This window comes from Micromonospora musae (genome assembly GCF_003626635.1).
In the GTDB taxonomy this organism is placed as follows: Bacteria; Actinomycetota; Actinomycetes; order Mycobacteriales; family Micromonosporaceae; genus Micromonospora; species Micromonospora musae.
Genome location: NZ_RAZT01000004.1, coordinates 188,136 through 214,143, shown reverse-complemented (window position 1 = coordinate 214,143; position 26,008 = coordinate 188,136). Strand labels below are relative to the sequence as shown.

Here is a 26,008-nt window from a genome sequence, read left to right as displayed (position 1 = left end):
GGTACGAAGTTCGAACGGGACAAACCGGAAGAGGAGGCGGTGGCACAGGCGCGGTCGGGGTGGATTCTGCGCAGTCCGGACGCCCCCCGCCGGATCTCCTACCTGGAGCTGCTCTTCGACCTCGGCCTCATCGTCGCCCTCACCCGGCTCTCCGATCGACTGACCGGCAACCTGAGCTGGAACCACGCGCTGGAGACCATGGTCCTGCTCGCCGCCGTCTGGTGGGTCTGGACGGTCACCGCCTACACCACCGACTGGTACGACCCCGGCCTGCCGCTGGTCCAGCTCATCGTCCTGCTCGTACTCTTCGGCGGTCTGCTGATGTCGCTCGCCGTCAGCAGCGCCTTCGAGGACGCCAGCGGGATCGCCTTCGCCGGGGCGTACGTGGGCCTGCACCTCTGTCGCGGGCTCATCCTCGTCACCGCCCTGCGTGGTCACGCGCTGCGCGCGCGACCGATGCGGGTGCTCATCTGGTTCTGCGCCACCGGTGTGCTGTGGGTGGTCGGCGCGTTCCTGCCCAGCGGGGTCCGGCTGGTGTTCTGGGGGGTGGCGGTCATGACGGACTTCGCGGTCGGCTTCTTCGGATATCCGCTGCCGAGACTCGGGCGGGCGACCACGGAGGAGCTGCGGGTGGCCGGCGAGCACCTGTCGGAGCGCTACCGGCAGATGTTCATCGTCGCGCTCGGCGAGATCGTCCTGGTCGGGGTGCGGCGTTACGGGGACCCGCCGTTCGTGTCACTGCGGACGATGGGGGTGGTCCTCCTCTTCGTCATGACGGTGACGATGTGGCGGATCTACATCGTCTACGTCGCCGACCACCTCGCCACCGGGATCGACGAGTCCCGCAATCCCGGCCGGCTCGCCCTGGTCGCGGCGTACGCGCATCTGGTCATGGTCTCCGGCGTGGTGCTGATCGCCGCCGGTGGTGACATCGTCGCCATGAATCCCCTGGGGCAGACGACCGTCACGGAGCTGGCCATCGTGGTCGCCGGTCCGGCGGTCTTCCTCGCCGGACGCAGCGTATACGCGCTGGTGGTGTTCCGGGCGATGCTGTGGCGGCTGCCGCTCGGCGTGGTCGTCCTGGCGCTCGCGGCACCGGCCCTGCGGGAGCTACCGCCGCTCGCGGTCGCCGCCATCACGACCGGTGCGATGGTGGCGATCGCCTTCCTCCCGCACTACGGGCGGCCGGTGTACCGCACCCGCTGGCGCGTCCGCACCCGCTGGTGATCCGGCCGGCGCCCCTCCCCACCTCGGCGGCCGAGGTTGCAGCGCGCGAGAAGCCCTGTCTGCCACGGTCGGCGTTGGTAACGTCGAACAACGAGGCGGGCAGCCGCGCACCGGTTGCCCCTCCGCCTCGCTCCATCGCTCCCGGGCCTGCGATCCGCTCGTCGTCCCGCCCGGCCACCGGCGCACCCCTCGCCCGCCACCGCTGCGCCGCCGGGACGGAGGCAGTCACGACGCACCGGAGGGGATCTGCTCGTGTTCGACGGATTCGAGGAGTTCGACGTCACCACCACGGGCACGACGATCCACGGACGCCAGGGCGGCAGCGGGCCGCCCGTGCTGCTCCTGCACGGCATTCCGGAGACGCATCTCATGTGGCGTCACGTGGCGCCGCACCTCGCCGAGCGGTACACCGTGGTCGCCACCGACCTGCGTGGGTACGGCGACAGCGGCACGCCGGCCAGCACCGCCGGCCACGAGCCCTACAGCAAACGGGCGATGGCTCACGATCAGTTGGAGGTCATGCGGAGCCTGGGCTACGACCGGTTCCGGCTCGTCGGCCACGACCGTGGAGCGCGATGCGCCTACCGGCTCGCCCTCGACGAGCCGGACGCCGTCCTGCGGCTGGCCGTCATGGACGTCATTCCCGGCGGCGACGCGTGGAACCGCGCCGACCGGGAGTTCAGCCTCGCCTACTGGGTCTGGTCCTTCCTGGCCGCGCCCGAGCCGGTGCCGGAGCGGTTCATCGGCGCCGCCCCCGCCGTCCTGGTCGACTTCATGCTCGACAACTGGCCGACGGTGAAGGACGCCTTCCCCGCCGAGGTGCGCGCCGAATACGTCGCGAAGTTCGGCGACCCGGAGACCGTCCACGCGATCTGCGAGGAGTTCCGGGCCGCCGCGAGCGTCGACTACCGGCACGACGAGGCCGACCGGGGCCAGCGGAGGATCACCTGCCCCGTCCTCTTCCTCTGGGGCGAGCACGGCGCGGTCGCGAAGCTCTACGACGATCCGCTCGCCATCTGGCGAGAATGGGCCGACGACGTCCGCGGCGGTCCGGTGCCGGTCGGACACTTCATTCCGGAGGAGGCTCCGGAGGAGACCGCACGGCAGTTGCTGACCTTTCTCGGCTAGGACGCGTCCTGCCGATCATGGGCCGGACTCATGATCCGCCAGGCAGAACCTAGTCGCCGAGGACCCGCTCCCACAGCAGCCCGTCCCGCCAACTCCCGTCGAGGAGAATCGAGAAGTGCGCGACACCGTACGGGTTGAACCCGTTGCGGCGCAGCACCCGCTGCGACGGCAGGTTCTCCAGATTGGTGGACGCCTCGGCGCGATGCAACCCGAGTTCGTCCGTCATCACCCGGAGTACAAGCCCGACGGCGCGCCGGGCGTGCCCTTGGTTCTGTGCGACGGTGGCGATCCAGTATCCGACGGAGCCGCGGCGCAGGTGCGGCTGAGGCAGGATGCCTCCGACGGTGACCTGCCCGATCACCTGCTCGTCGGCGAGCACCACCCCCGGCCAGACCGTGCCGGCCCGGTATCCGGCCAGCAGCCTGTCGATCCGCTCCGCTTGGCCCTCCGGGGTGAAGAAGTCGGCCGGCTGGGCTGGTTCCCACTGCCGGAAAGCCTCAAGGTCCCGCACCCGATGCGCGGCGATCAGGGCGGCGTCGGTGGGCTCGATCAGGCGGATCCTGGTGCTGCTGGACATGTGCTGATCCTCGTCGCGGTGCGTCGGATGAGGCAACCAGCCCCAACTTCTGGCGCTGCGGGACGCGATCCGCGTCAACAAACCCCGGGCCCGGCCAGCCTCGCAAACGCCCTCAGTCGCGGCTCTGGAGCGCCGGTCCAGTGGCGGCTGCGGGGCGCTGGGCCTCAGCCGCGCAACCGCGCCGCGAGTTCGGCGGTCGCCCCCTGCGCGTGCCACTGCAGCTGCGGACCGAAGGTGATGCGGGTCGCGCCCAGCCGGGCCAGCTCGGCCACCGCCTCCTTCTCCGGCGTTCCCACCAGGTTGAGCGGGCCCTCGATGCCCACCCGAAGCAGCGGGATCACCTCGGCCGGCGCCATGATCGGGTAGACGCAGTCGGCGCCGGCGGCCGCGTACAGCCGCGCCCGTGCCACGGCGTCATCCGGGTCGCCCGTCCCGACCAGGAAGGTGTCGACGCGCGCGTTGATGAAGAGGTCGTCACCCGCCTCCGCCCGCACCTCGGCCAGCCACTGGGCGTGCCGCTGGGGATCATTGAGCGTGCTGTGCTCCACGGAGTCCTCCAGGTTGCAGCCGACGGCACCCGCCTCCAGCAGCCGCCCGACCAGCTCCCGGGGCGGAAGTCCGTACCCGCCCTCGACGTCGGCGGAGACCGGGACGGCGACGGCGCGGGCGATTCTCGCCACGGCGGCGAACATCTCGTCGGCCGGAGTCGAGCCGTCCTCGTACCCGAGCGAGGCGGCGATCCCGGCACTCGGGGTCGCCAACGCGGGGTAGCCGGCCTCGACGAAGGCCCGGGCGCTCGCCGCGTCCCACGGTCCGGGCAGGACGAGCGGGTCACCGCCGGCGCGGTTCTGGTGCAGGGCGCGGAAGGTGGCGGCGGTCATCTCGGCCACGCCCCGAGGGTGTGCGGGGCGTCGGAGCGCAGAGTTCGCTCCACGCCGTCGTTGATCGTCATGCCGGCAACGCTACGTCGCCGGTGGCACTGCGATACGGTCCACTTCCGTGACAGATTCCTGGTCCAGTTCCGCCGTCCCAGCGTCGGTCTCCGGTGCCGACCTGCATCTGGACCTGACCGGCTCCGGGCTGCGCGCCGGGCTCACCGACGCCCTGCGGGAGGCCATCCGCACCGGACGTCTGGTGCCCGGCACCCGGCTGCCGTCGTCCCGCTCACTCGCCGCCGATCTCGGTATCGCCCGCAACACCGTCGCCGACACCTACGCCGAACTCGTCGCCGAGGGCTGGCTCACCGCCCGGCAGGGCTCCGGAACGCGGGTGGCCAAGCGGGCCGAACCGCGCGGCGCGGCGTCCGCCGCCGCTCGCGCCCGGCCCGCTCAGCGCCGTCCCACGTACGGCCTGCTGCCGGGTACGCCGACCCTCGCCGAGTTTCCCCGTGCGGAGTGGCTCAAAGCCGCCCGCCGGGCGCTGACGACGGCCCCGAACGACGCCTTCGGCTACGGCGACGCCCACGGCCGGGTGGAGCTGCGTACCGCCCTCGCGGACTATCTGGCGCGGGCTCGCGGGGTGTACGCCACGCCGGATCGGATCGTGATCTGTGCCGGTTTCCACCATGGTCTGACGCTGATGGCGCAGGTGCTTCGGGCGCGGCGGGTCCCGGCGCTGGCCGTCGAGTCGTACGGCCTCGACGTCTATCGCGACCTGCTGACCAGCGCCGGCCTGCGGATCCCGCCCCTCTACGTCGACGAGCACGGCGCGCGCACCGACGATTTAGCGGGATTGAGCGGGGTCGGCGCGGCGCTGCTGACCCCGGCGCACCAGTACCCGACGGGGGTCGCGTTGACCCCGCAGCGACGCACGGCGGCGGTGGACTGGGCCCGCGCCACGGGCGGGCTGGTCCTGGAGGACGACTACGACGGGGAGTTCAGATACGACCGCCAGCCGGTGGGCGCGCTGCAGGGCCTGGACCCGGAGCGGGTGGTGTACTTCGGCACGGCGAGCAAGTCGCTGGCGCCCGCGCTGCGGCTCGGGTGGATGGTGCTGCCGAAGGATCTGGTCCCGGAGATCGTGGCCGCCAAGGGGGAGATCGACTACATGTCGAGCGCGGTGGAGCAGCTGACGCTCGCCGAGTTCATCGCCTCCGGCGCGTACGACCGTCAGGTGCGCTCGATGCGGGTGCGCTACCGGCGCCGCCGGGACGAGCTGGTCGCGGCGCTGGCCCAGCGGGCGCCCGGCGTCCGCGTGACCGGGATGGCGGCCGGGCTGCAGGCGGTCCTCGAGCTGCCGCCCGGCACCGAGGCGTCGGTGGTCCAGGCGGCGGCCCACCGGGGCCTGGCGGTGGCCCCGATGGCCGACTTCCGTCACGAACTGGCCGACCCGGGCTGGCGGTCGGCCGAGCCGGACGGGCTGGTGGTCAACTACGCGGCCCCCTCGGACAGCGCGTGGGCGGGCGCGCTGGACGCGCTCTGCGGCGTCATGCCGTAGGCCCGCCCGGTCAGAGGGTCGCCGTGTCGCCGGGCCTGATGAGGTCGTGCCAGGTGATGCCGAGCTGCTCGACGTAGGGGCGGTAGGTGTCGTAACGCTGGGTGATGAAGAACTCCTTGGCGTAGCCGTCGTGCAACGGGACGACGGCTGCGGGCCGGAGCTGGGCGATGAAGCCGGCGACGAGTCGCTCGGTCAGGTACGGACCCAGGACGGGCACGGCGAGCAGGTCGACGCCCTGGTGGGCGAAGAGGGCCGGGTGCAGGGAGTCGCCGCAGTGCAGGACGCGACCGTCGACGAGGTACGCCGTGTTGGCGGGGGTCTCCTCGGCGAGCACCGGTTCGTGGTCGGCGCGGATCGCGTCGATGGTCACGCCGTTGACGTGGTGCCGTCCGGGTTCGAGCACGGTGACGGTCAGGCCGTACGCGGCGAGGTGTTCGGCGCTCTCCCGGTTGCCGAGCAGCGGCGCGCCCGTGCGTCGCGTGATCGCGGTCAGGGCGTCCGGGTCGGCGTGGTCGGGGTGGTGGTGGGTCACGGCGATCGCGTCGAGGTCGCCGAAGTCCTCCGGGGTGACCCGGCCTTCGACGAAGGTGAACCGGCCGGGGTCGATGAGCAGCCGGGCGGCGCCGGTGTCGACGAGCAGGCACGAGTGCAGGTACTTGGTGACGCGCATCGTCGTCGCGTACCCGACCGGGTGCCGCCCATGCCATCCGTGGTGGCACGCGCCGGCGCGTCACGGCCGGGCCCGCCGCCGTGCTGTTGCGGTAGGCACACCGTGGCGCCTCGCCGGCTTCCGCTCTGTTTAGATCGCTGTGACGAACGAGGAAGGGAGCGGCACACCGTGATGGCAGAGCTTCAGGAGCAGGAGGAACGCCTCCAGTTCGACCGTTTCGACCACGACGACGCGTGGGCCCTGGGCACCCGTCTGGTCGAGCTGGGGCGGGCCCGGGGCCACGCCATCACGGTCGACATCCGTCTCGGCGACCACCAGCTCTTCCACTACGCGCTGCCCGGCACCTCCGCCGACAACGACGACTGGATCGAGCGCAAGATCCGCGTCGTACGCCGGTTCGGGCACAGCTCCTACCGCGTGGGCCAGAGCTTCCGCGACCGCGGCACCACCTTCGAGGAGCAGGCCCACCTCGATTCGGCCCGCTACGCGGCGCACGGCGGCTGCTTCCCGATCATCCTCAAGGGCACCGGCCCGGTCGGCACCGTCACCGTCTCCGGCCTGCCCCAACTCGACGACCACCGCCTGGTCGTGGAGGCCCTCGGGCTCTTCCTGGAGGCCGAGCGCTCCGGTCGCTGACGGGGCCGCGCCCGTCAGCGGCGGCTGTCCGCGATCTCGTCAGCGCTGCGGCGTGCTGCCGCCGCCCAGGAGGGGAGCCAGGCCGGCTCGGGGATCGGGGTCAGGCTCGCGAAGTGCTCGATGATCGCCCGAAGTCCCGGATGCGGATCGGTTTCGGGGAGCATGAGCGAGAGCGGGTAGACGAGCGTCGGGTCCACGATCGGGATGCGGCGTAGGTCGTGGCTCGCCGGCCAGAGGTACCGGTCGCGTGAGCCGACGAGGGTGGCCACGTCGGCGGAGTCCGCGAGGGCGTCGAGGAGCACCTCGGTGCCGAAGTTCGGGCCCGCCGCGTCGATCCGCAGGTCGAAAGCGGCGGCGAGCTGGTCGTAGAACTCCGCCCACTCGCTTCGGGGCACGATGCCCGGCACCCAGATCCGACGCTCACGCAGCTGGCGTGGGGTCACCGTTCGTGCGGCGGCGAGCGGATGCCGGGGGCCGACGAGGAGTTCCAGCGGCGAGTCGAAGGCGTGGATCATCCGTACGTCGGGCGGGAGCGTGGCCGGATCGGTGACGGTGCGGAACGAGGCGTCGATCTCGCCGGCCCGCACGGCGGCGGCCACCACGTGCGGGTCGTCGACCCTGAGCGTCACCACGTCGAGCTCCGTCTCGGGGTGCGACCGCTAGTAGTCGTGCAGCACGACGGCCTGCGCGCTCCGTAGGCCGAGGACGTCGATCCGGAGTGCCCGCGAGCCCGGCCGGACCGCGGTGACCGCCCGGTCGACGGCCGCGACGATGCTCCGCGCGTGCGGAAGGAACGCCTGGCCGTCGAGCGTCAGCTCGACCCCCCGGGCGGTACGGGCGAACAGCCGCACCGCCAGCTCCCGCTCCAGGGCGGCGACCCGCTTCGAGATCCCCTGCTGGGTCACGCCCAGCTCGTCGGCCGCGTGCTGCAACTGCCCGAACTCGGCCGCCCGGACGAACGATCGCACCGCCTCGGTATCCACCAGCCCAGCCTATGCCTGCCCAACTGATCGTTGTGGCTCGCCGTGGAGCGGTTGTTTGACCCTGCGCTTTCCCGGCCGATCTGATGCAGGGACACCACCATCAGTTGTCCCCGGAGGCGACGTGCGCGTGAAGTTGGGCGCCAGTTTCGGCTGGCTCTGGTCGGCCTACGCGGTCAGCACCTACGGCACGTGGATCGCCTTCGGCGCGTTCCCGCTCATCGCGGTCCGGGAGCTGCACGCGTCGGCGTTCGCGGTCTCGCTCCTGGAGGCCGCCGGGCTCGCCGTCGCGGCGATCATCGCGTTCCCGCTCGGGCCGTGGGTCGAGCACCGGCCCAAGCGTCCGGTGATGATCGCTATGGACCTGGCCCGGTTCCTGGCGATGGCGAGTGTCCCGGCGGCGTATCTCCTCGGCTCGCTCTCCTACGGCCAACTGCTGGTCGTCTCGGTCGTCTCCGGGGCCGCGAGCATCACCTTCACCGCGGCCTCCGGCGCATACCTGAAACACCTCGTCCGCGGTGATCACCTCCTCATCGCGAGCGGGAGATTCGAGGGCACGAGCTGGGTGGCGACGGCGGCCGGACCGCCTCTCGGCGGCGCGCTCAGCGGGCTGCTCGGCCCAGTCGTCACCATCCTGGCCGACTCGATCAGCTACCTGCTCTCCGCGCTCGGGGTGCTCGGCATCCGCGGCGGCGACGTCGCGACGCCCCGCGACCCGGCGACCCGGTTGCGCCGCGCCGACCTCCTCGACGGCTGGCGGTTCATCCTGCGCGACCGCGTACTACGGCGACTGTTCCTCAACTCGACTCTGGTCGGCGGCCTGATCATGGCCACCGCCCCGCTCCTCGCCCTCCTCCTGCTGGGCGAGTACCACTTCCCCGCCTGGCAGTACGGTCTCGCCTTCGGCCTCCCGGCACTCGGCGGCTTCGTGGGGGCCCGACTCTGCGCACGCCTCGTGCGGCGTCACGGCCGGTACCGCGTCATGACCGTCTCCGGTTGGCTGCGGTCGCTCTTCCCGCTCGGCCTCGCGTTTCTCCAGCCCGGCCTCAGCGGACTCCTCACCGTGATCGTCGTCGAGGGCCTGCTGATCACGTGCATGGGCGTCTTCAACCCGATCCACGCCACCGAACGCCTGCAACGGACTCCCGCCGACCGCGCCGCCCAGGTCCTCACCACCTGGAGCGTCAGCAGCAGACTCACGCAGGCAACCCTCATGGTGATCTGGGGGCTGCTCGCCACGCTCGTCGGCCCGCTCGCCGCGATCGCTCTCTCCGGCGTCCTCCTGCTCGCCACCCCGCTCCTGCTGCCCCGACGATCAGACCTGCTGGCGCACCCACCCGCCCAGCCGGCCGAGCGGGTCCCGGCCGCCTGACCCGCCGCGACGTCACCGGGCCGGCGAGGCCGGGGTGGCCCGCTCGCTGCCGCAGCGGGCGCCCGCGCGATGACCGATCGATGGGAGCCTCTTCCAGTCGTCGCGTTCCGTAACTACGCTGTTGCCCAGCCAGCACACCCACTCCGCACCTGGCCTCCGGTGCCGTCTGCCGCTTCCGCTGTCCGCGCCACTGCACACCGGACACCCCCGCCGCATCGGTGGGCGCAGCCACTCGTCCCACCCGGATTCCCACGCCACTGGCACCACCACAGGTCGGTTCACTCTGCATCTGGGGAGGAAACAATGGGACATCACGAGTCGTTGAGTCGAATCATCGAGGAGATCGTCGTACCCCAGGCCGCGGAGGTCGACCGGTCCGCCGCCTTTCCCCGCAAGGCCGTCGACGCGTTGGCGGACGCCGGCCTGCTCGCCCTCACGGTGCCGAGCGAACACGGCGGCGGCGGGCAGGATCTCCGCGCGGCCACGGACGTGATCCGGCAACTCTCGACCGCCTGCGGGTCGACCGCGATGGTCACCCTGATGCACTACAGCGCGGTGGCCGCGCTGACCGCCGCGGACTCCGGCGACGTGCTGCGCGAGATCGCCGCCGGACGGCACCTGAGCACGCTGGCCTTCTCCGAGGCCGGATCACGCAGCCACTTCTGGGCGCCGGTGAGCACGGCCACCGACGAGGGCGGGCAGGTACGTCTGGACGCCCGGAAGAGCTGGGTCACCTCGGCCGGCGAGGCGGACAGCTACGTCTGGTCGAGCCGGCCGCTCACCGCCGCCGGGCCGATGTCGCTGTGGCTGGTCGAGGCCGGCTCACCGGGACTCTCCATCGGCCCGGAGTTCGACGGGCTCGGACTGCGCGGCAACGACTCCCGCCCGGTCGCCGCCGACGGTCTGCTGGTGCCCGCCAGCGCCCGGCTCGGCCCCGACGGCGCGGGCCTGGACCTCGCGCTCACCGCGGTGCTGCCCTGTTTCCTGCTGCTCAACGCGGCCGCGAGCATCGGACTGATGCAGGCGGTGACCCGGGAGACGGCGGAGCATCTGACCCGTACCCGGCTGCAGCACCTGAACCGGTCGCTCGCCGGGCAGCCGGAGTCCCGGGCGATCCTGGCCCGGATGCGGATCGAGACCGATCGCACCGCCGCGCTCCTGGACGCGACCCTGGCCGCCCTGGCTGAGGGGCGTGAAGACGCCCAACTGCTCGTCCTGGAGATCAAGGCAGCGGCGGACGGCGGTGCCGCCGAGGTCGCGGACCTGGCGATGACGGCGTGCGGCGGCGCCGCGTTCCGCAAGGAGTTGGGGATCGAACGCCGCTTCCGCGATTCCCGGGCCGCCCGGGTGATGGCGCCGACCACGCCGGCGTTGCTGGACTTCGTCGGGCGGGCGCTGTGCGGCCTGCCGCTGCTGGACGGAGCCGACGCGTGAGGCACACCCTGCTGCTCGGCGCCGTCGCCTACGACCCGAAGGTCGTGACCATCTGGACCGGCTTCCGGTCCTGGTTCCGCGACCGCGGCCTCGACCTGGACTACGTCCTCTATTCCCAGTACGAGCGGCAGGTCGAGGAGCTGCTGGCCGGCCGGATCGACCTGGCCTGGAACTCTCCCCTGGCCTGGCTGCGCGCCCAGCGGCTGGCTCGCGCGCAGGACGCGACGGTACGTCCGATCGCGATGCGCGACACGGATCGCGACCTCACCTCGGTCGTCGTGGTGCGAGCCGATTCGGCGCATCAGACTCTGTCCGACCTGCGTGGCCGGACGGTGGCCACCGGTGCGGTCGACTCGCCGCAGGCGACCCTGCTGCCGTTGGCGCTGCTGCGCGCCGCGGGCCTGGACCCGAAGGTGGACATCGAGGTGCTCCGGTTCGACGTCGGGGTCGGCCTGCACGGCGACCATGTGGGCGGGGAGCGGGACGCCGCGCAGGCGCTGCGCGCCGGGCGCGCGGACGCGGCCTGCCTGCTCGACGCGAACCTGCTGCTCTTCGGGCGGGAGGGCACGCTGCCGGCGGGATCGGTGCGGGTCCTCGCCCAGACGGCGCCGTACGACCACTGCAACCTGACCGCCGGGCCGGCCGCCGACCCGGCACTCGTCGACCACTTCGGCAAGCTGCTGCTCGGCATGTCCTACGCGGACGACTCGGCCCGGCCGCTGCTGGACCTGGAGGGGCTGAAGCAGTGGCTGCCCGGCCGGACGGACCGCTACGCGGCGCTGGACAGGGCGGTCACGGAGACCGACTTCTACGATCCCCGGGGAGCACTCGGTGCCGCCGACTATCGACCTTGAGGATCTCGGTCTGGACTCCGGCGGTCACCTCCTGGTCGAGCGGGCGCTGGCCGGGCTGACGCCCGGTGACCGGCTGGTGGTACGCGGCCGTCATCCCGCGCTCGGCGTGCACCTGGCCGCCTGGTGCCGCGCCGAAGGGCACCGGCTCGACCCGGCGGTCGAGGGGCCGACCATCATCCGGGGCCACGCCGATCTGGATCGCTGGCGGGACGCGCAGCGGGCCGGCGCGACGGCCAACGACGTCGTCGCGCACGCCAGCCGCCACTGGGGGCTGGCCGCCCGAGGCGCGCTGGTGGAGCCGGGTGGCCCCGCCCTGGCGGTCGACTGGGTCGACCGCGACCTGGTCTGGGCCGACCTCGCACCTCGCCTCTACGCCCAGGCCACCGCGAACCAGTGGGATCCGGCGACCGCAGTGGACTGGGCGGCGGCCGGGTCGTTGCCGGAGCACGTCGAGGGCGCCGTCGTCCAGGTGATGACCTACCTGGTCGAGAACGAGCAGGCGGCGTTGATGATCCCGGCCCGGCTGCTGTCCCGGCTGCATCCGCACTTCCGGGAGGTCATGCAGCTGCTCGCGGCCCAGGCCGCGGACGAGGCGCGGCACGTGGAGATCTTCAGTCGGAGGGCCCTGCTCAACCGGGACGTGCTCGGGCTCTCCGGCGCCGGTGGCCGGGCGTCGCTGCAGACCCTGATCGAGGAGCCCGACTTCACCCTCGCCTCGTTCCTCCTCTCCGTCCTGGGCGAGGGCAGCTTCCTGGACCTGCTGCACTTCCTGCACCGGCATGCCCCGGACCGGGTCACCGCGGACGTCACCCGACTCGCCGCCCGCGACGAGGCCCGACACGTCGCCTTCGGGGTCGCGCACACCGCCCATGTGGTCCGGGCGGACCAGGGCTTCCTGCACCTGCTGCGTACGGCTGTCGAGCGACGTCACGCCGCCCTCGCCGACACGGCCGGGCTGAACAAGCAGGTCTTCGACGCGCTGGTCGTCCTCGCCGCCGGGTCCTGGACGCCGACGGCGATAAGCCACGGCTGGCAGGAGGTGCTCCGCCTGCAACAGGCGATGGACGAGGGTCGCCGCCGGCGGCTCGAATACATCGGTTTCCCGGCCGACGAGGCGGCCGCACTCTCCGCGCTGCACACCCGCAACTTCATGTGAACGTGGCCTGTCTCGCCACCGCCGGCGCAGGCAGACGAAACCGCCTTGCCGGGTGGGCCGCCAGCTGCGACGCTCCGGCTGTGATCGACAAGCCTGATGTCGACGAGCGGCTACTCGCGACCGAGGTGGCCGCCGCCTGGGCGGTGGACCTCACCAGTCTCACGTTCATGCCGGTCGGGCTCGACGGGCACGCATGGGCGTACCGGGTGGAGACGTCCGAGGGCGGGCGCTACTTCCTGAAGCTGCGCCACGGCGAGTTCGGCCGGGCGGCCACCCGGCTGCCCGGCTTCCTCCGGGCGCAGGGCGTCCGGCAGGTCGTAGCACCGATCGACCTGCCGGACGGCGGATCGAGCCACGGGTTCGGCGCCTACCAGCTGCTGCTCTACCCGTTCCATGACGGCGGCAGCCGCTGGGGGCGTGGTCTCACCGACCGGCAGTGGACCGAGTACGGCGAGTTCCTGGGCCGGCTGCACGCGGTCGCCCCGAGCGCCGACATCGCCGCGGACCTGCCGAGCGAGACCTACCGATCGAACGCGGGTGAGCGGCTGCGCCTCCTCGGCGGGCAGGCCGCGGCGAGCGAAGCCCTCGGCGCGTTCTGGGCCCGGTACGGTGCCGCGCTGCACCGCCTGTCGGAGACGGTCGAGCAGCTCGCCGGCCACGTGCCGCCGGGTCGACACGTCATCTGCCACGCCGACATCCACCCCGGCAACCTGATCGCCGACGGCGACGGCCCCCTGCACGTCGTGGACTGGGACGCGCCCATCCTCGCGCCGCGCGAACGGGACCTGATGTTCGTCTACAGCCAGGACTTCGGCGACCATCCGATCAACGCACACCGTGCCGCGCTCTTCCGCACCGGCTACGGCCCGTACGAAGTGGACCGGACCACGCTGAGCTACTACCGCGGCGAACGGCACCTCGACGACGCCGCCGCGTTCCTGGACGGCATCCTCAACTCCGCGGCGAGCCCGGAGTCTCGCGCCAACGACCTGCACTGGCTGACCCGCATCGCCGAGACCGTCGCCGACCCCAGCTACGCGGCCTGACTCCCCCGTTGATCAGACCCTAAATCCCTGGTCGGACGAGAGGCACATCGTCGATGATTGCGGCCATGGCCACGACCCGACAGGCTGACACCTCCCCGGCCGACGCGCTCGACGGCCACCTGGGGGGCAATGCCGCCTCGATCCGGGCGACGGCCCGGGCGCTGGCGAAGGTCGAGTCCGCCCTGGCCGTGGTGCTCGTCGAGGGCATCAGCGATCAGATCGCGCTGGAGACGGCCGCCGTGGGCCGAGGCCGGGACCTCGAGGCGGAGCGGGTCGTGATCGTGCCGATCGGCGGGGCACACGCGATCGGCCACTTCCTCACCAGGTTGGCCCCGTTGGGCCCTCAGGTCAGACGGGCTGGTCTCTGCGACGTGCGTGAGGAGGCGGTGTTCCGGCGTGGGCTGGAGGCCGCCCAGGTCGGCTCGCCCCGTACGCGCGGCGAGATGGAGCGCCTCGGCTTCTACGTCTGCGACAAGGACCTGGAGGACGAGCTGATCCGCGCCCTGGGTACCGAGGAGGTCGAGGCGCTCTTCGACTCGCAGGGCGACCTCCGCTCGTTCCACTCCTTCCAGAGCCAGCCCGCCTGGCGCGGCCGGCAGCCCGAGGCGCAACTGTGGCGGTTCCTGCGCAGCAGCTCCCGCCGCAACCAGCGGTACGCGCGCCTGCTCGTCGAGGCGGCCGTCGCCCGGGACCGCCTGCCGCGGCCGCTCGACGCGTTGCTCAGCGCCGTCTGACCTGCGCGATCAACCCGCCGCCGAGCTGCTGATCGGCCCTCCACCGCCCCGCGCGCCCGGCCGGTCGGCTTAGCACGTCACCCGCTCGGTGCTGGGCGGCGGAGCACGTCCGACCCCGGTGAGCCGGCGGCGGTGAACGGGTCGCGATCGACCGTCCCACCAGGCCGCGCACGTCTCGGCAGCTGGTCGGATCGACGCTTAATTGGCCCACGGAGTCGCCGTGTAACTGGACCAGATCGTGGTGCCACCTGGCGCGTAACTTTGCGGCGTAACCACGAAGCAGGCACCCACATTCGGACAGCGGACGCAAGGAACACAGCCCGCCTGAAACCGGGCAGATTCCGGTGCGACCCGGGTGGCGCACGTGGCTCGACCTACGAAACCACGATTGTTTGGGAGCGATGATGCGGATTTTTCTCGCCGGCGCGTCCGGTGTGATCGGGCGGCGGCTGATCCCCCGGCTGGTTCAGGCAGGGCATGTGGTCGGTGGCATGACTCGCTCGTCCGACAAGACGGAGCTGCTGGCGCAGCTCGGCGCCGAGCCGATCCTGTGTGACGTCTTCGACCGGGACGCCCTGATCAAGGCGGTTCGCGAATTCGAACCGGACGTCATCCTGAACGAGCTGACCGATCTGCCGGACGAGGTGGAGAAGATCGGTGATCATGCGGAGCTGAACGCCCGCATCCGGACCGAGGGCAACCAGAACCTGATCGAGGCGGCCCGGCAGAGCGGATCGCCGAAGATCCTGGCCCAGACCGTCGCCTGGCAGTTGCCGGACGGGCCCGACGCCCGGGCCGTCGCCGAGCTGGAGCGCACCGTCCTCGCCGAGGGTGGTGTGGTGCTGAGCTACGGGCAGTTCTACGGGCCCGGCACCTACAACGAAGAGCAGATCCCCGCCGAGCCCCGAGTCCAGATCGACCGGGCTGCCGCGCGCACCGTGGAGCTGCTGGATGCGCCGTCGGGCGTCGTCGTCATCACCGACTAACGATCACCATCCGGGCGCCGGGCCGCGCACCGAACTCGCCCGTGGACCAGTTCCCGGCCGACGACGGTCCGGCCCGGCCGCGGATTCCCTCTCCACCTTCACCAACTCATCGGCTCGCGCATCGCCACGCGCGACCGTTCCAGGGAGCTGTCATGTCCTCGATTCCGGGAACCATCGGCGCGCCCGCGACCCGCCGGCGGCGTACTCTCCCCGCCGGGCTGGCGTTGCCGGGCGCGGCGCTCGCGTTCACCAGCCTGTATCTCGGGGCGGGTGTATTGACCCCCCTGCTGGTGCTCTACCGCCAGCAGTGGAACTTCGCGCCGTCACTGCTCACGCTGGCCTTCGCGGTCTACGCGATCGGCTTCCTCGCCGCCGTCCTGACGCTGGGGTCGCTCTCCGACCATGTGGGACGGCGTCCGGTGCTCGTCGGCGCGCTGGTCATCCAGCTGGCGTCGAACGTCCTGTTCCTCGTCGCCCCCGATGTGGGTTGGGTGATCGCCGGGCGCATCGTGCAAGGTGTCGCCAGCGGCGCGGCGACGGCCGCCTTCACCGCGGCGCTCGTCGAGCTCGCCCCGTCGAACAGGAAGAGACTCGGCACGATCCTCGGCAGTGTCGGCCTGACGGGCGGTCTGGGTGCCGGCTCGCTGTTGGCCGGTCTCGCCATCCAGTTCACGGCCACGGCGAACACGATCGTCTTCGTCGTCCTCATCGCCCTCACGGTGCTCGGGGCGGTCGTCATCGCCCTGTCGCCGGAGACGATGCCCCGCACCTCGGGCGCGCTCCGCTCGATGGTTCCGCGCGTCGCTGTTCCGCCCGCCGCCCGAACGGAGTTCGCCGCCGCGGCGCCGGTGGTTGCCGCCGTCTGGATGCTCGCGGGGCTTTCCGGCGGGCTGGCCCCGAGCATGGTCCGCAGTGTCTTCCACCTGGACAGCGGTGTGCTCAATGGCGTGACCGGGTTCATCGCCCCGGCGGTGGCGGCCGTCGTCGGGCTGACCTTCGCCCGCCTCGATCCGCGGCGAGCGATGACCATCGGGATCTACGCGTCCCTCGTCGGGGCCCTCGGCATCATCGGTGGGGTGTTCGCCGGGAGCCTGGCCATCATGATCATCGGGCAGGCCATCGCCGGTGTCGGTTTCGGCGCGTCCTTCACCGCCGCGCTGCGCCTGGTCTTCCCGCTCGCGGCGGCGCACCAGCGCGCGGGACTCGTCGGCGGGATCTACGTCGTCTCGTACGTCGCCTTCGGGCTACCCATCGTCGTCGAGGGGCAGCTCACCGGCCCACTCGGCGAGGTGCCGGCGGTCGTCTGCTACACCGCGTTGACGGTTCTACTCACGCTCATCAGCCTCGCCGCCCAGACCCGCATCACCCGGCGGGCGCGCAGCTGACGGACGCATCGTCGCCCTCCACGTCGAAGGAGCGACGCCGACCCGACCGCCATCGGGCGTGCCGGAATGGGTGATACTGGCCAACGCGTGAAGCCCCCGGTGGGAACCGATCCTTCGCGGACCTGGACCCACCGGGGGTTCCGCACGCATCCGATGCGCCAGGTCAGCAAGTCTGATGTCCCTGGTCCTCAACCTCGTCCGCACCATCGGGGAGAGTCGTGACAAGCAGGTTCACCGAGTTGACCGTCGACTGCCACGATCCGGAGAGGCTCGCCGCCTTCTGGTGCGAGGTCCTGGACTTCACGGTGATCGACCGGGGCGAGAGCAAGGTCGAGATCGGCTCCTGGGTGCCGACCGTCGAGCAGGTTCGGGCCCGCCAGATGCCGCCCACCCTGCTCTTCATCCGGGTGCCCGAGGGCAAGACCGCGAAGAACCGGCTGCACCTCGACGTCAGCCCGATCGACGGCAGCACCGAGGACGAGGTGACCCGGCTGCTCGGCCTCGGCGCCACCAGGGCGGATGTGGGCCAGGGGGCGGACCGGAGCTGGGTGGTCATGGCAGACCCCGAGGGCAACGAGTTCTGCGTCCTGCGCACCCTCGCACCGCGAAGCTAGGCCGCGAGTGCGCACCCGCACCGTGACGTGGCCGCCCCGACCGCTCTCTGCCGTGGCCGGGCGGGAATCACCCGAGCGGGCTATTACGACAAAGACTCACAACCCGGACAAAACCTCTCGTAATACCGTCGGTTGGCACGTCCGCTGACAGGCAAGAGTCCTCTTGATCGGCAGCCGGCGTGGCCCGATCGAGAGGATGCGGATCATGCACGACCTTTCCCGTCGCAAGCTACTCAAGGCGACCGCCGTCGGCGCCGGGGCGGTGGCTCTTCCGGGCCTCCTGTCCGGGGGCACCCCGGGCTTCGCAGCCGACACCGCGGGGTGGTCGTCGAGCGAGAAGCACCCGCCGGCACGACTGACCGGTCGCATCGTCCGGCCCCAGGACCCCGACTACGCGGACGCCAGCCTCGGCTGGGACGAACTCTTCGTCCGCTATCCGCTGGTCATCGTCTTCGCCCAGGAGACCCAGGACGTGGTCAACGCCCTCACCTGGGCACGGCAGAACGACGTCGCGCTCCGGGTACGCAGCGGCCGGCACAGCCTTGAGGGCTGGTCGAACGTGGACAACGGCATCGTGATCGACGTCAGCGAGCTGAAGTCGACCCAGATCGACGTCGCCGCCCGCGTCGCACGCGTCGGCGCGGGGCTCAACCAGTTGGAGGCGGTCACCGCGCTCGCCGAGCACGACCTGGCCGCGACGACGGGGACCGAGGGGAGCGTGGGCCTCTCCGGCGCGACTCTCGGCGGCGGCTTCGGCTTCCTCACCCGCTACCTCGGCATGGCCTGCGACAACCTCATCGGAGCGGAGGTCGTCCTCCCGCACGGCGCCGACGGGGCGAAGGCGGTCGAGGTCGACCTGCACCACCACTCCGACCTGCTCTGGGCGCTGCGCGGCGCGGGAAACGGCAACTTCGGCATCGTCACCTCACTCACGTACCAGGCGGCTCCGCTGCGCAGCGTCGCGTACCTGCAAGCGACCTGGGAGGGCCTCGACGACCTGCACGGTGTCTTCGACACGTGGCAGCGTTCCGCTCCGTTCACCGACCCGCGCCTCGGCACCCAGCTGGAGATCCACAAGTCCGAGATCCTGCTCTTCGGGGTGCTCGCGGAGGGATCGGAGGCAGAGGCCCGGCACCTGCTGGAGGCCGTCCTCTCGATCGGCAGCCCGCAGGTCACTGTGCAGCTCGGCAACTGGGGCGACATCTACTCCGGCTTCCAGGTCCCGATCGAGGACGAGCCGGCGAACTGGAAGTTCTTCTCGCAGTTCACCAACGAGCCGTTCCCGAAGAAGGCGATCAGCGTGATCCGCGGGTTCATGGAGGACGCCCCCTCGGAGGAGAGCAACTTCTTCACCCAGGCGTTCGGCAGGGGCGCGCAGACGAACGAACCCCAGGGAGGTACGGCGTTCCCGCACCGCAGGGCGCTCTTCTACTCCGAGCCCGGCGCCGGCTGGGGCACTCGTGGCGAGCCGGACAGCGGCGACGCGGTAACGCCGATCGCCCAGGCCTGGATCGCCGAGTTCAGCCAGGCACTGCGTCCGTACGTCCACGGTGCCTACGTCAACGTGCCGAACATCGGGATGGCGGAGTGGGAGACCGCCTACTGGGGAGAGAACTTCGACCGGCTACGCAAGATCAAAGCGAAGTACGACCCCCACAACGTCTTCCAGTACGAGCAGAGCGTCCCGCCGGCGACCTGCTGACCGACCGCGCCCCTCGCGGAAGCGGTCGTCGTCGGCAGCGGAGGCGTGCGCGCCTGACACCTGCCCACGGTCAGGCGCGCACGTTCCTTCGTTCAGCAGCAGCGCGATCCGGCGCCGCTCGCCACCGTCGCCTGCTCCGCCGCGACACCGTTCGGTTCGCCGCAGCGGCACTCCCCTTCGGTCGTCTTGGCGAGCGTCTCGGCGTCGGCCTTGACGGTGTAGACCTCCCAGGGCTCGTTGCCGGGGCCGCGCACCCAGACCTTGTCCTGCAGCGCGTAGCAGCACTCGGTGCTCTTCTCCTCCAACGTGATGAGGCCGGAGTCGGTGAGACGCGCGGTGGCGGCGTTGACGTCGTCGGTGCTGAACACCTCGACGCCCAGATGGTCCATGACGGTGGGCTGGTCGGCCTCACCTTCGAGAAGTACGAGCTTCAGTGGCGGGTTCTCGACGGCGAAGTTCGCGTAGCCGGGGCGACGCTTCGCCGGCTCGACGCCGAACAGCTTCGAGTAGAAGGCGACCGAACCTTCGAGGTCGGACACGCGCAGGGCGAGCTGGACACGGGACACGGGAAACCTCCTGCTGGTGATGGTGGGTCGACGGACGGAGGAGCCGGGCGGCTGCGCTCCGCCATTGTCTAGATGGTTTTCGAATCAGCCCCCACGTTGCACCCTGTTTCGAAATCTGTCAACCTAGAGAAATGTCGAAACAGACGTTGCCGGTCGTGGACCTTCAAGCGGTGGGCTGCTGCGCCCCGCTCGCGGTTCGGCCGATGGACGCCGAGCAGGCGGCGGTGGTCGCGCCGATGTTCAAAGCCCTCGGCGACCCGGTCCGACTGCGGCTGATGTCGATGATCGCCTCGGTGCCCGAGATGTGCGTCTGCGACCTGACTCCGGCGTTCGACCTGTCCGGGCCGACCATCTCCCACCACCTCAAGGTGCTGCGCGAGGCCGGCCTGGTCGACTCCGAACGGCGCGGCACGTGGGTGTGGTATCGGGTCCGACCCGAGGCGTTCCGCCAGCTCGGCGCGCTCCTCGACCTGCCCGGCACGGCCACCCCCGCCGGCGCGTGAGCCGCACCCTCGCCCGGCGCGCCTCGGCCGAGTTCGCCGGAACCGCGCTCCTGGTCGCCGCCGTCGTCGGGTCCGGGATCGCCGCGGCCCGCCTCTCCCCCGCCGATGTCGGGCTTCAACTCCTGGAGAACGCGATCGCCACCGCCCTCGCGTTGGGCGCGCTGATCCTCACGTTCGGGCCGGTGTCCGGCGCGCATTTCAACCCCGTCGTGTCCGCAGTCGACTGGTGGCTCGGCCGCCGCGCCGGCACCGGCCTGACTGGCGCCGACCTCGCCGCCTACAGCGCCGCACAGGTCACCGGCGCGATCGCCGGATCCGTGCTGGCGAACCTCATGTTCGACCTTCCCGCCGCCGCCTGGTCACGGACCGACCGCACGGGCGGGAACCTGTGGCTCGCCGAGACGGTCGCCACCGCCGGCCTGGTCGTCCTGGTCTTCGCCCTCGCCCGCACCGGCCGGACTTCGGCCACGCCCGCTGCCGTGGGCGCCTACATCGGTGCGGCGTACTGGTTCACCTCGTCCACCTCGTTCGCGAACCCCGCCGTCACCATCGGCCGGGCCTTCACCGACACCTTCGCCGGCATCGCCCCCAGCTCGGTGCCCGGCTTCCTGGCCGCCCAGCTCGTCGGCGGCCTGCTCGCCGTCGCCGCGCTCGCCGCCTGGTACCCCCATGCCGGAGACGCCGCCGACGCCGTCGTCGTACCCCACCTCACCCAGGAGACCGAAGCACGATGAGCGACAAGCCCACCGTCCTGTTCGTCTGCGTCCACAACGCCGGCCGCTCCCAGATGGCCGCCGGCTGGCTCCGCCACCTCGCCGACGACACCGTCGAGGTCCGCTCCGCCGGCAGCGAACCCGCCGACCAGCTCAACCCCGTCGCCGTCGAAGCCATGCGCGAAGTCGGCATCGACATCACCGACCAAACCCCGGTCCGCCTCACCTGGGATGCCGCCGAAGCCGGTGACGTCATCGTCACCATGGGCTGCGGCGACACCTGCCCCGTCTTCCCCGGCAAACGCTACGAGGACTGGAAGCTCACCGACCCGGCCGGCCAACCCATCGACGTCGTCCGCCAGGTCCGCGACGACATCCGCGCCCGCGTCGAGAAGCTCCTCGGCGACCTCCACCCGCAGCCCTGAGGGCTCGGAGGTCGGCGGCGGCCGCCGCCGAGCGTGGTCTCCGGCGGTACGCCGCCGCCTGAACGATGCGCGAGCAGCCCTGATTCTTCACCTCCATGTCACCGAGTGCCCCCTTGAGTGACGCGTCGGCGTCCGCCCGCAGGAGTTGGCTTCAGCTCGTCGCAACTGTCTTGACCAGGAGCTGATCCACGTGCCTTCCTCTCGTCGTACGTTCCTCGCCGGTGGTGCCGCCGCCGGCGTGGGCATCGCCGTCGCCGGCGCCTTCCCGTCCCTGGCTCAGGCCCACCCGGGTCGTCCCCGCCCGCCGGCCGGGGCCGGCCACGTGCCCTTCCCGCCGCTCGTCGACGACCCCGACGGCATCCTGGCCCTGCCGGAGGGCTTCAGCTACACGATCGTGACGCGGACGGGTGTCACCCGCCTCGACCGCGGCCAGGGCGTCACCCCCTCCTCCCACGACGGCATGGCCGTCTACGACGCCGGCCACGGCCGCTACACGCTGATCCAGAACCACGAGATCGACCCGGGCGGCGAGTTCGGCGTGCCGCACGTCAAGGGCACGGTCTACGACGCGGGCGCCGTCGACGCCGGTGGCTGCACCGTGATCAAGACCGACCGTTCGGGCCGCAACCTCGGCGAGTTCGTCGCCCTCTCCGGCACCGCCGCGAACTGCGCCGGCGGACCGACCCCGTGGGGGACCTGGCTCACCTGCGAGGAGACCGAGGACCGGGCCGGCGACAAGTGGGAGGAGGGCGGCCGGTCGGGCGTCTTCCAGAAGGATCACGGGTACGTCTTCGAGGTGCGCGCCGACGGCGGCGCGGACCCGACGCCGATCAAGTGCCTGGGCCGCTACGCCCACGAGGCCCTGGCGATCGACAAGGACCGGACGAAGGTCTACCTCTCCGAGGACGCCGACGGCCCCAACGGCCTCTTCTACCGCTGGACGGCGCCGCACGGCGTCAAGCTCGGCCCGGGTGTGCTCCCCCGCCTCGCTCCGAACGCGGGCGTCCTCGCCGCGATGCAGATCATCATGGACGACGGCTCGGTGCTGCCGGACGTCGCCTACCTGACCTCCGCCCAGCTGGGCCGCCCGTTCCCGGTGCGCTGGGTTCCGGTGCCCGAGCGCGACGCGCGGACCAAGCCGGTGCGTGAGCAGTTCGCCGACGGCCAGGTCACCCGCGGGCGCAAGTTCGAGGGCGTGTGGGGCACCGACGAGGGCGTCTACGTGGTCAACTCCTACGCCTGGGACGAGGGCGACCTCCCCGGCTGACGCCGCGCCCCACGACGGCATGGTCTGGTTCTACGACTACAAGGCCCAGACGATCCAGCTGGTGACGTACTTCCCGCACCAGACCCAGTCCGAGGAGGGTACGGCGGTCAAGTACAACGACCTCACCTTCGACGGCCCGGACAACGTGACCGTCACCCCGTGGGGAAGCCTCGTGCTGGCCGAGGACGGCTCCGGCGCGTCCCACGTGCTCAGCGCGATCCCCGGCGGCCCGACGTACGCGATCGCCCGCAACCAGCTCAACGACTCCGAGTTCTGCGGGCCGACCTTCAGCGCCGACGGCAAGATGCTCTTCGTCAACATGCAGGACCCGGGCCTCACCCTGGCCATCACGGGGCCCTGGGAGAAGTACCTGGGCTGACCGGGTCGGATCGGCCGGGTGGGGGTCAGGCGAGCGGCCTGGCCCCCGCCGCGCGGGCGGAGTTCAGCTCATCGGCGCGTACCACTGGGCGCCGGTGACCCGGATCCGCCTGGACTGCTTGCGGTTCCACTCCACCCGCATGCCGTGCCGGCGCAGCACCGGGAAGGCGATCTCGTCCAGCATTCGCTCCAGGTCGGCCTGGTACCGGGCCTGCTGTTCGGCCTCGGGCAGCGCGGCGTAGGCGTCCTCGTCGAAGTCCGGCGTCGGATAGGCGCCGTAACCGAGGTAGACCTCGCCGTCCTCGCGCGCGATCAGCGACTCGGTATCCTGCTGGTGGTACCAGAGGTATCCGTGCCAGTGCCGGGAGTCGTCCCGCTCGTCGTGGATCTCGGCCGCCGCGCAGGTGCCGCAGCAGCTGAAGTTCTCCCGGGCCAGCACGCCGAGTTCGTTGAGCTCGGCGAAGGCCGCGGTGAGGTTGCTCCGCACCTCGCCCCACGCGGCCTGCTGTTCCCGCCGGGCGGCCACCGCCCTCCGGTACGCCGCCCGAAGCTCCTCGTCGGTGGCGCCGTGACGTTCCTCGTCGTCGTCGAAGCACTCCACGAACTCGTCGGCGTCATCCTCGCCGCGTACGACCCAGCTCCAGATCTCGCCGTCGATCTCTCCTCGACCCGGCTCCGCGATCCGCTCGGTGAGGAAACCGGCGCCCTCGGGGCGATCGTTGTAGCTCCATCCAGTCACGGCGCGGATCGTCACACGGGCCTGTGACAGTCGAGGCCGGTGGCCCCCGTCGACGGTTCGGTGGACGTCCTGGGGCGATCGTCCCTCGAATTGGGGAAAGCCCGCGATCCGGCGCTATCACTTTGTGTTTCCGGACGCCTCCGCTTCGGAATGGCCATCGGTTCAATTCGTCCTATGTGGCTTTAGTCTCATCCGGCTTTTATCCACCGTTCTCGCTGCTCATCGGGGCCGGCGTCGATAGTGGTCGGAGATCGACGCCCGGTCGACACAACAGGCATTGTCGCGACCCTTGTCGTGACGTAACCTCCCGCATCAAACGATGTCTGTGCGCCTGCGCGCACGGCGGTCAGAATCCGGAACGGTTGCGGCTGCCCGTGAGTGCGACAGTCGAGAGGTTGGTCGGAAATCTTGATCCAACAAATGTCCGAGGCCAGTGGTACGGACATGGCGCAGGGCCGCGCTGTCGCGCCGCGGCCGAGCTCCGGGGCCGACGGGGCGAGTGAGTCGGCTCCGACGACGGAGGCCGACCCGGGTGTCACTCCCTTCGCGGTCGCGTCGCAGCAGGCTGGGCCCGGTGCGGTGGTCGCCGCGTTCGTACTGATGGCCGCCGGTGGTTTCGTCGCCTGGACGGTCTGGAGCAGCGGCGCCAACCCGGCGAAGATCGAACCGTCGGACACCACTGCCGTCTTCCTCACCCTGCTGGTCTTCGCCGCGGCGCTCGAACGGATCCTGGAACCGTTCTCCCGGTGGCTTCCGGGACGCCGCGCCGAGGCCGCGCTGGAGCGGACGCTGGCCGCCGCGAGCAACCGTGCCGACGTCTCGTCGGAGGCCGTCACCACCGCGAGAGCGGCAATCGCCCGGGCTAAGGCGAACCGCACGATCGTCGCATGGGGACTCGCGAGCGGGCTCGCGACCGTCGCGTCCAGCTCAACCGGGTTCTATGTCCTGCACGCGGTGGCCGGGCCGGACTGGAACGGGCTCGCTGTCTGGATCGACGCGATCATCACCGGGGTGATGGTCGGCAGCGGCACCAAGCCGCTGCACGATCTGATCAGTCGAGTCCAGAACGGACCGTCCGCCGCCTGATCGACAGAGGACTCACGCCGGCGGGCGACTCGGCCGCCGGCGTGAGGGTCCGACGCCGGTGATCCGTACCCTCCGGGTCACACACTCGCGAGGCGGGTCGTGCTGAACCGGCGCTGGTAGGCGGCCGGGCTGATCTTCAGCTTCCTCGCGAAGACCCGCCGCATGCTCTCGTAGCTGGGGAACCCGGCGAGGGTCGCGGCCTGCGTCGCGGTGTGGCCCTGGTCGAGCAGGGCCCGAGCCATGTCGAACCGGATGTTCTCCACGTAGCGGGCCGGTGTCGTGGAGAGCTCGTCCTGGAAGAGCCGGGTGAGGTGCCGGGTACTGACGCTGAGGTGCTTCGCCAGCTCACCCAGCGAGTGGTCCCGGCGGGGCTGCGCCGTCACCAGGTCGGTGATCGTGCGGAGCGCCGGCGAGCGGGGCGGCGGCCCCTGCAACGGCGCGGAGAACTGGGACTGCCCGCCCGCGCGTTGCATGTACACCACCAGGGCGCGGGCGACGTGGCGCGCCAGGTCCGCGCCGTGGTCCTCCTCGACGAGGGCGAGCGCCAGGTCGATGCCGGCTGTCACCCCCGCCGAGGAGTACGTGCTGCCGTCGCGGACGTAGATCGCGTCGGGCTCGACGCGGCACGTCGGGCATCGGGCGGCGAGTTCGTGCGTGACCTGCCAGTGGGTGGTCGCGCGTTTGCCGTCGAGGAGGCCGGCCGCGGCGAGGATGAACGCCCCGGTGCAGATCGACGCGACCCGGCCGGCCACGGCCGCCGGTATCCGCACGGCGCTCGCCAGGTAGCCGGGGACCGGGGTACGCGGATAGAGGTCGGATCCGGGCACCAGCAACGTGTCGGAGGCCGCGTCCGAGGAGAGGTCGCCGTCGACAGCGACCCGGACCCCGAGGTTCGAGGTGACGTCCGCACCCGTCGGTGACAGCAGTGCGATCCGGTAGTCGGCGCCGAACCGGTTCGCCTCCTTGAACACCTCCGCCGGACCGGCGAGGTCCAGCAGCGTCACACCGTCGTAGGCGAGGACCACCACGCGGTGGGGGCCGGCGTTCGCCACCGGGAGGTCCCCGGAGCCGGATTCGCGCGACGACCAGCGGGACTCCGGTGGCACGGACCGCCGGTGGGTCGGCGACGCGGGAGGCAAGGACACCGTCCATTGGTAGCACACCGTAATCGGCGATCAGTGGGATCCCTGAGGACGGCGGTCGGCCGGTCACCCGGAATTCGGTGGGCTGCCTCATTCGAGGCGGCAGAGCGGGTAAGCACGAGCGAACTGGTCCACGAGAAGTGTCGCGCCGCAGCCGACGCCCGGTCGACGCTCGCGACAAACCCGACACCGGGCGCCGGGCGGGACGAGCTGTGCCGTACGGCGCGAAGTCGCACCCCATCGCGGAGGAGT

General features: G+C 71.4%; 28 protein-coding genes. 20 read left to right on the top strand and 8 right to left on the bottom strand.

The features are described 5' to 3' along the window. The first annotated feature begins 39 nt into the window (after positions 1–39). Together D7044_RS09815 and D7044_RS09810 are read left to right on the top strand one after the other, a co-directional pair. Positions 40–1,227 (top strand): low temperature requirement protein A, encoded by a 1,188-nt coding sequence (locus D7044_RS09815; protein WP_158609291.1) that lies wholly within the window; start codon positions 40–42, stop codon positions 1,225–1,227. Between the two features lie 252 nt (positions 1,228–1,479). Continuing rightward, positions 1,480–2,355, top strand: coding sequence for an alpha/beta fold hydrolase (locus D7044_RS09810; protein WP_120688611.1), 876 nt, complete (start codon positions 1,480–1,482; stop codon positions 2,353–2,355). Positions 2,356–2,404: 49 nt separating this feature from the next. On the opposite strand, the gene D7044_RS09805 is transcribed toward D7044_RS09810, so the two are convergent. Together D7044_RS09805 and D7044_RS09800 are read right to left on the bottom strand one after the other, a co-directional pair. Then, positions 2,405–2,932 carry a GNAT family N-acetyltransferase gene (locus D7044_RS09805; RefSeq protein WP_120688610.1) on the bottom strand — a complete coding sequence of 176 codons (528 nt, stop codon included), beginning with the start codon at positions 2,930–2,932 and terminating at the stop codon, positions 2,405–2,407. 164 nt (positions 2,933–3,096) lie between these two features. Beyond that, positions 3,097–3,813: an isocitrate lyase/PEP mutase family protein gene (locus tag D7044_RS09800; RefSeq protein ID WP_120688763.1), complete on the bottom strand. Its 717-nt coding sequence runs from the start codon at positions 3,811–3,813 to the stop codon at positions 3,097–3,099. A 118-nt stretch (positions 3,814–3,931) separates the two neighbouring features. Here D7044_RS09800 and pdxR point away from each other — a divergent pair, with 118 nt between their 5' ends. Continuing rightward, positions 3,932–5,368 carry a MocR-like pyridoxine biosynthesis transcription factor PdxR gene (pdxR, locus tag D7044_RS09795; RefSeq protein ID WP_120688609.1) on the top strand — a complete coding sequence of 479 codons (1,437 nt, stop codon included), beginning with the start codon at positions 3,932–3,934 and terminating at the stop codon, positions 5,366–5,368. A 10-nt stretch (positions 5,369–5,378) separates the two neighbouring features. On the opposite strand, the gene D7044_RS09790 is transcribed toward pdxR, so the two are convergent. Then, positions 5,379–6,038, bottom strand: a complete 660-nt coding sequence (locus D7044_RS09790) for an MBL fold metallo-hydrolase (RefSeq protein ID WP_120688608.1) — start codon at positions 6,036–6,038, stop codon at positions 5,379–5,381. Positions 6,039–6,209: 171 nt separating this feature from the next. On the opposite strand from D7044_RS09790, the gene D7044_RS09785 reads away from it, so the two are divergent. Then, complete coding sequence (locus tag D7044_RS09785; protein WP_120688607.1) at positions 6,210–6,674, top strand: heme-degrading domain-containing protein; 465 nt, start codon at positions 6,210–6,212, stop codon at positions 6,672–6,674. Between the two features lie 14 nt (positions 6,675–6,688). On the opposite strand, the gene D7044_RS32930 is transcribed toward D7044_RS09785, so the two are convergent. Beyond that, positions 6,689–7,306: a LysR substrate-binding domain-containing protein gene (locus D7044_RS32930; protein ID WP_233564922.1), complete on the bottom strand. Its 618-nt coding sequence runs from the start codon at positions 7,304–7,306 to the stop codon at positions 6,689–6,691. A 27-nt stretch (positions 7,307–7,333) separates the two neighbouring features. Further along, entirely contained in the window at positions 7,334–7,657 is a 324-nt protein-coding gene (locus D7044_RS32925) for a LysR family transcriptional regulator (RefSeq protein ID WP_233564921.1), read from the bottom strand. Positions 7,658–7,778: 121 nt separating this feature from the next. Here D7044_RS32925 and D7044_RS09775 point away from each other — a divergent pair, with 121 nt between their 5' ends. From D7044_RS09775 to D7044_RS09730, 10 genes are all read left to right on the top strand, one after another. After that, positions 7,779–9,026, top strand: a complete 1,248-nt coding sequence (locus D7044_RS09775) for an MFS transporter (protein ID WP_120688606.1) — start codon at positions 7,779–7,781, stop codon at positions 9,024–9,026. A gap of 303 nt (positions 9,027–9,329) precedes the next feature. After that, a complete protein-coding gene (locus tag D7044_RS09770) occupies positions 9,330–10,460 on the top strand; it encodes an acyl-CoA dehydrogenase family protein (RefSeq protein WP_120688605.1) in 1,131 nt (376 codons plus the stop codon). After that, positions 10,457–11,314 (top strand): phosphate/phosphite/phosphonate ABC transporter substrate-binding protein, encoded by an 858-nt coding sequence (locus D7044_RS09765; RefSeq protein ID WP_120688604.1) that lies wholly within the window; start codon positions 10,457–10,459, stop codon positions 11,312–11,314. Before D7044_RS09770 ends, D7044_RS09765 begins: the two co-directional genes overlap by 4 nt. Continuing rightward, on the top strand, positions 11,292–12,470 hold the full coding sequence (locus D7044_RS09760; RefSeq protein ID WP_120688603.1) for a ferritin-like domain-containing protein: 1,179 nt from the start codon (positions 11,292–11,294) through the stop codon (positions 12,468–12,470). Before D7044_RS09765 ends, D7044_RS09760 begins: the two co-directional genes overlap by 23 nt. A gap of 80 nt (positions 12,471–12,550) precedes the next feature. Then, positions 12,551–13,516, top strand: a complete 966-nt coding sequence (locus tag D7044_RS09755) for a phosphotransferase enzyme family protein (RefSeq protein WP_120688602.1) — start codon at positions 12,551–12,553, stop codon at positions 13,514–13,516. A gap of 65 nt (positions 13,517–13,581) precedes the next feature. Next, complete coding sequence (locus tag D7044_RS09750) at positions 13,582–14,250, top strand: TOPRIM nucleotidyl transferase/hydrolase domain-containing protein (protein WP_233564920.1); 669 nt, start codon at positions 13,582–13,584, stop codon at positions 14,248–14,250. Between the two features lie 401 nt (positions 14,251–14,651). Then, positions 14,652–15,236: an NAD-dependent epimerase/dehydratase family protein gene (locus tag D7044_RS09745; RefSeq protein WP_120688601.1), complete on the top strand. Its 585-nt coding sequence runs from the start codon at positions 14,652–14,654 to the stop codon at positions 15,234–15,236. 152 nt (positions 15,237–15,388) lie between these two features. Then, a complete protein-coding gene (locus D7044_RS09740; RefSeq protein ID WP_120688600.1) occupies positions 15,389–16,621 on the top strand; it encodes an MFS transporter in 1,233 nt (410 codons plus the stop codon). Positions 16,622–16,839: 218 nt separating this feature from the next. Beyond that, entirely contained in the window at positions 16,840–17,235 is a 396-nt protein-coding gene (locus D7044_RS09735) for a VOC family protein (protein ID WP_120688599.1), read from the top strand. Between the two features lie 205 nt (positions 17,236–17,440). Continuing rightward, entirely contained in the window at positions 17,441–18,937 is a 1,497-nt protein-coding gene (locus tag D7044_RS09730; protein ID WP_120688761.1) for an FAD-binding oxidoreductase, read from the top strand. 92 nt (positions 18,938–19,029) lie between these two features. On the opposite strand, the gene D7044_RS09725 is transcribed toward D7044_RS09730, so the two are convergent. After that, on the bottom strand, positions 19,030–19,503 hold the full coding sequence (locus D7044_RS09725) for an ArsI/CadI family heavy metal resistance metalloenzyme (protein ID WP_120674364.1): 474 nt from the start codon (positions 19,501–19,503) through the stop codon (positions 19,030–19,032). Between the two features lie 131 nt (positions 19,504–19,634). Between D7044_RS09725 and D7044_RS09720 the strand changes: the two genes are divergently transcribed. The 5 genes from D7044_RS09720 (at position 19,635) to D7044_RS32920 (ending at position 22,790) form a co-directional block, all read left to right on the top strand. Continuing rightward, positions 19,635–20,006, top strand: a complete 372-nt coding sequence (locus D7044_RS09720; protein WP_120688598.1) for an ArsR/SmtB family transcription factor — start codon at positions 19,635–19,637, stop codon at positions 20,004–20,006. Next, a complete protein-coding gene (locus D7044_RS09715) occupies positions 20,003–20,740 on the top strand; it encodes an aquaporin (protein WP_199716556.1) in 738 nt (245 codons plus the stop codon). Before D7044_RS09720 ends, D7044_RS09715 begins: the two co-directional genes overlap by 4 nt. Continuing rightward, the gene (locus tag D7044_RS09710; protein WP_120688596.1) at positions 20,737–21,144 is read left to right on the top strand and encodes an arsenate reductase ArsC; all 408 of its coding nucleotides are present in this window, start codon (positions 20,737–20,739) and stop codon (positions 21,142–21,144) included. The genes D7044_RS09715 and D7044_RS09710 overlap by 4 nt, the downstream gene beginning before the upstream one ends. A 190-nt stretch (positions 21,145–21,334) precedes the next feature. Next, positions 21,335–22,411, top strand: a complete 1,077-nt coding sequence (locus tag D7044_RS09705) for an alkaline phosphatase PhoX (RefSeq protein WP_233564919.1) — start codon at positions 21,335–21,337, stop codon at positions 22,409–22,411. 19 nt (positions 22,412–22,430) lie between these two features. Beyond that, positions 22,431–22,790, top strand: a complete 360-nt coding sequence (locus D7044_RS32920; protein ID WP_325050886.1) for an alkaline phosphatase PhoX — start codon at positions 22,431–22,433, stop codon at positions 22,788–22,790. 63 nt (positions 22,791–22,853) lie between these two features. Here the strand turns inward: D7044_RS32920 and D7044_RS09700 are convergent, their stop codons facing one another. Further along, positions 22,854–23,528, bottom strand: coding sequence for a DUF6891 domain-containing protein (locus tag D7044_RS09700; RefSeq protein WP_147434622.1), 675 nt, complete (start codon positions 23,526–23,528; stop codon positions 22,854–22,856). A gap of 420 nt (positions 23,529–23,948) precedes the next feature. On the opposite strand from D7044_RS09700, the gene D7044_RS09695 reads away from it, so the two are divergent. After that, on the top strand, positions 23,949–24,614 hold the full coding sequence (locus D7044_RS09695) for a hypothetical protein (RefSeq protein ID WP_120688594.1): 666 nt from the start codon (positions 23,949–23,951) through the stop codon (positions 24,612–24,614). Positions 24,615–24,691: 77 nt separating this feature from the next. Here D7044_RS09695 and D7044_RS09690 read toward each other — a convergent pair whose 3' ends face one another. Further along, on the bottom strand, positions 24,692–25,759 hold the full coding sequence (locus tag D7044_RS09690) for a GlxA family transcriptional regulator (protein ID WP_233564918.1): 1,068 nt from the start codon (positions 25,757–25,759) through the stop codon (positions 24,692–24,694). Positions 25,760–26,008: the final 249 nt, after the last annotated feature.

What these genes read in the sequence shown, in the direction of transcription:
- D7044_RS09805 (WP_120688610.1), bottom strand. Translation starts at nt 2,932, where the DNA reads ATGTCCAGCAGCACCAGGATCCGCCTGATCGAGCCCACCGACGCCGCC.
- D7044_RS09800 (WP_120688763.1), bottom strand. Translation starts at nt 3,813, where the DNA reads ATGACCGCCGCCACCTTCCGCGCCCTGCACCAGAACCGCGCCGGCGGT.
- D7044_RS09790 (WP_120688608.1), bottom strand. Translation starts at nt 6,038, where the DNA reads ATGCGCGTCACCAAGTACCTGCACTCGTGCCTGCTCGTCGACACCGGC.
- D7044_RS09785 (WP_120688607.1), top strand. Translation starts at nt 6,210, where the DNA reads ATGGCAGAGCTTCAGGAGCAGGAGGAACGCCTCCAGTTCGACCGTTTC.
- D7044_RS09770 (WP_120688605.1), top strand. Translation starts at nt 9,330, where the DNA reads ATGGGACATCACGAGTCGTTGAGTCGAATCATCGAGGAGATCGTCGTA.
- D7044_RS09750 (WP_233564920.1), top strand. Translation starts at nt 13,582, where the DNA reads ATGGCCACGACCCGACAGGCTGACACCTCCCCGGCCGACGCGCTCGAC.
- D7044_RS09745 (WP_120688601.1), top strand. Translation starts at nt 14,652, where the DNA reads ATGATGCGGATTTTTCTCGCCGGCGCGTCCGGTGTGATCGGGCGGCGG.
- D7044_RS09740 (WP_120688600.1), top strand. Translation starts at nt 15,389, where the DNA reads ATGTCCTCGATTCCGGGAACCATCGGCGCGCCCGCGACCCGCCGGCGG.
- D7044_RS09730 (WP_120688761.1), top strand. Translation starts at nt 17,441, where the DNA reads ATGCACGACCTTTCCCGTCGCAAGCTACTCAAGGCGACCGCCGTCGGC.
- D7044_RS09720 (WP_120688598.1), top strand. Translation starts at nt 19,635, where the DNA reads ATGTCGAAACAGACGTTGCCGGTCGTGGACCTTCAAGCGGTGGGCTGC.
- D7044_RS09710 (WP_120688596.1), top strand. Translation starts at nt 20,737, where the DNA reads ATGAGCGACAAGCCCACCGTCCTGTTCGTCTGCGTCCACAACGCCGGC.
- D7044_RS32920 (WP_325050886.1), top strand. Translation starts at nt 22,431, where the DNA reads ATGGTCTGGTTCTACGACTACAAGGCCCAGACGATCCAGCTGGTGACG.
- D7044_RS09695 (WP_120688594.1), top strand. Translation starts at nt 23,949, where the DNA reads ATGTCCGAGGCCAGTGGTACGGACATGGCGCAGGGCCGCGCTGTCGCG.